This is a genomic window from Frigoribacterium sp. Leaf8 (genome assembly GCF_001421165.1).
GTDB lineage: Bacteria > Actinomycetota > Actinomycetes > Actinomycetales > Microbacteriaceae > Frigoribacterium.
In genome coordinates, this window is the sequence record NZ_LMKB01000001.1 from 472,437 (window position 1) to 476,067 (window position 3,631).

At 71.9% G+C, this 3,631-nt stretch carries 2 protein-coding genes; both read right to left on the reverse strand.

The genetic code is table 11. The features are described 5' to 3' along the window. The coding region (locus tag ASL10_RS16455) for an FBP domain-containing protein (protein ID WP_235452316.1) at nt 1–309 on the reverse strand (309 nt) is incomplete at its 3' end. 545 nt (nt 310–854) lie between these two features. After that, complete coding sequence (locus ASL10_RS02220; protein WP_082460079.1) at nt 855–3,512, reverse strand: MMPL family transporter; 2,658 nt, start codon at nt 3,510–3,512, stop codon at nt 855–857. Between the last annotated feature and the right edge of the window lie 119 nt (nt 3,513–3,631).

Sequence of the window (3,631 nt, forward strand, 5' to 3'; positions counted from 1 at the left end):
GCCGTAGAACAGCACGTCGGCCGGCAGGCGGACGTCCTGGCACCAGGTGCACTGCGCACGCTGCCGGGGCGAGGCCTCGGCCTGCCGCAGCACGACGCCGGCGACCGCGGGGCCCGGCTCGCCGTCCGCGTCGAGCGTCGGCACGACGACGTAGGCCCGGCGGGCGAGCCTGGGGTCTCGCCAACCGAGGTACTCGAGGTCGGTCCAGTCGAGGTCGGCGAAGTCGGGCGGCAGGGTCAGGTCGGCTGCTTCTCGGCGGCTCGCGTTGACGAACGAGGCGCGGACGGTCTTCTCTGTCAGGGGGATCATGTGGTTCTCCGGTCGTCGGGCCCGGGGCACGGTGCCGTCGACGCGCACACCTGCGCGATCGGCGACCGCGCGGGTGCCCGCCGTCGACGCGTCGGCCGACCCGGGTGTTCTCGTGGGATCGTGCCGGGGCTGCAGCCCACGCGGCACGGGTGCGCGGTCGGACCTCGACGGTCGATCCGCGGCGGAGACGCGACTACCTGCAGCCGGCGCACGCGGCGCCGACGACCCCCTCACGCCCGGTGGGCGTCGCAGGTGCGGACGGGATGATCACCCGGCCACCCTATGACCGTGAGCGCTCCTCGGCAACGACGCCCGCGCCTCCTCGTCCTGGCCGGGTCGCACCACGCCCGCGTCGTCGAACCACGCTCGAGGGTGGTTCGACCACGCGACGATGGTGCGACCCGATCAGGAGGCGCGGGTCGCGTCCCCGAGGCCGGCGACGGCCACGGCCACGGCCACGGCCACAGCCACAACGCACCACGAAATGGACGTCGCACCGCCGAGTTCGGCGGTGCGACGTCCAGTCGGTGGTGCGACGTGCGGGGTCAGCCCGCGTGGCGCCCGTGGTGGTCGGGGTCGCTGCCGTCGGGGACGGCGTCCACGGGGGCGGTCGGGTCGACGTGCGAGACGTGCCCGTCACCGGAACCCGAATCCGAACCCGAGCCCGCGGCCGCGCCCGCGTCCGAGCCCGAGCCCGACGCGTCGCCGGCCGAGGCGTGCGGCCGCGACCGCTCGAGGGAGGCGCCCTCGACGTCGACGTCGGGCAGGATGCGGTCGAGCCACTTCGGCAGCCACCACGCGGCGTCGCCGAGCAGGTGCATCACGGCCGGGATCAGCAGCAGGCGCACGACGAACGCGTCGACCAGCACGCCGAGGGCGAGGCCCAGGCCGATCGACTGGATCATCACCGAGTTCGAGAAGACGAAGCCCGAGAAGACCGCCGTCATGATCAGCGCCGCGGCCGTGACCACCGTGCGACCGGCGTGGACGCCGCGCTGCACGGCCAGGCGGGCCGGCGAGCCGTGGGCGTACGCCTCGCGCATGCCGCTGACCAGGAACAGCTGGTAGTCCATCGCGAGCCCGAACAGCACGCCGACCATCAGGATCGGCAGGAAGCTCAGGATCGGCCCCGGGTCGTGCACGCCGAAGACCGGGCCGAGCCAGCCCCACTGGAACACCGCGGTGACGCCGCCGAACGCGGCGAACAGCGACAGCACGAAGCCGATGGTGGCGGTGATCGGCACGAGGATCGAGCGGAACACGAAGATCAGGATGATCAACGACAGCCCGACCACGACGAGCAGGTAGAGGGGCAGGGCACCGGCCAGCTTCTCGCTGACGTCGATGTTGCCCGAGGCGTTGCCGGCCACGCCGAGCGACGAGACGTCGTCGATGTCGAGGCCGCGCAGGTCGCGGACGAGCTGCTCGGTCGACTCGGCGGTCGGACCGCCCTTCGGCACGACCTGGAACGCCAGCAGGGTGTCGTCGTCCGAGGCGCCGATGGGGGCGACCGCGGCGACGTCGTCCTGGTCCTTGAGGATCGTGCCGATGCGCACCTGCTCGGAGACGAGGTCGTCGTCCGAGATCGCGGTCGGCAGGTCGGCCACGACGACCAGGGGGCCGTTGACGCCGGCGCCGAACTTCTCGTCGATCAGCTTGTAGGCCTTGTAGGCGCTCGAGTCGACCGGCTCGGACGACCCGGCGGGCAGGCCGAGGCGCATCGAGAGCGCGGGGATGGCGACGATCAGCAGCACGGCGACGCCGGCCACGAGGGTCAGCACGGCACGGGTGGTGCTCATCGGCTTGGTCGGCACGCGGACGGCGCCCGTGTTGCCGACGTTCTTCCGGGCCTTCTTGGTGAGGATGCGCAGGCCGACGAGGCGCAGCAGCGCCGGGGTGAGCGTGATGGCGATCAGGATCGCCACGAACACGCAGACGGCGCCGACGGTGCCCATCAGGCCGAGGAAGGGGATGCCGGTCAGGTTGAGCGCGAGCAGGGCGATCAGCACGGTCGAGCCGGCGAAGACGACGGCGTTGCCGGACGTGCCGTTGGCCAGGCCGATCGACTCGTGCAGCGGCACCCCTTCTTTCAGCTGGGTGCGGTGGCGGTTGAGGATGAACAGCGAGTAGTCGATGCCGACCGCGAGGCCGAGCATCACGCCCAGCACGGGCGTGACCGACAGCATCTCGACGGCACCAGAGAGCGACAGCGAGGCGAGCACGCCGACGCCGACGCCGATCAGGGCGTTGACGAGGGGCAGGCCGGCACCGATGAGCGTGCCCAGCATGACGAACAGCACGATGGCCGCGATGAACACGCCGGCCACCTCGCCCGGGCCGAGGATCTCGGGGATGCTGGCCGCGATGTCGTTCGACACCTCGACCTGGACGCCGTCGATGTCGGCGTCGTTCATCGCCTCGACGACGGCCTCCTTGTTCTCGCTGGTGACGAGGTTGAGCGCCTTGTCGAACTGGATGCTGGCCACGGCCGTGGTGCCGTCGGTCGACACCTGACGGATGCCGTCGGTCAGTTCGAGCAACGACGCACCCTGCTCGAGCGTGGTGCTCTGCGTCTCGAGTTCGGCCTTGCCCGCGTCGAGGGTGGACTGCTGCGTGGCGATCTGCTGCGTCCCCGCGTCGAGCTGCGCCTGCTGGGCCTCGAGCTGCGGCGTGGCGGCGGCGAGTGCGGCCCCGCCGGCGGCCTGCGCCTGGGCCTTCGCGGCGTCGAGCTGCTGCTGGCCGGCGGTGATCTGGGCCTTCGCGGCGTCGATCTGCGCCTGGCCCGAGGTGATCTGGGCCTCGCCGGCGGCGATCTGGGCCCGACCGTCGGTGATCTTCTGCCCCTGGTCGTCGATCTGCTGCTGGGTCGCGAACGGGTCGGTCGTGCCCTTGACGTCGTCCAGGTCCTTCGCGTCGGTCAGCAGGGCCGCGATGTCGGACTTCTGCTGGTCGGTGAAGGCCGCGTCGTCGGCGGTCGTGAAGACGACCGTTCCGGTGCCGCCGCTCGCCTGGGGGAACTTCTCGGCGAGTTCGTCGCTGACCTTCTGGGTCGCCGTGCCGGGGATGCTGACGGCGGTGGTCAGCGTGCCGCCGAACAGCGCGAAGGCGCCGCCGGCGAGGCCGAGCACGACCAGCCAGGCCACGATGACGAGCCAGGCCCGCCGGGCCGAGAACCGGCCGAGTCGATAGAGCAGGGATGCCATGGGTGTCTGTTCCTCCAGGGGTGGTGCGGGGTGATGCGGGTTGCGGGGGTGGGCCTCACGTCGCGTCGTCGAGAAGGAGGTGCGGGTCGGCCGGGCGTGCCGGCCGACGGGTCAGGGGG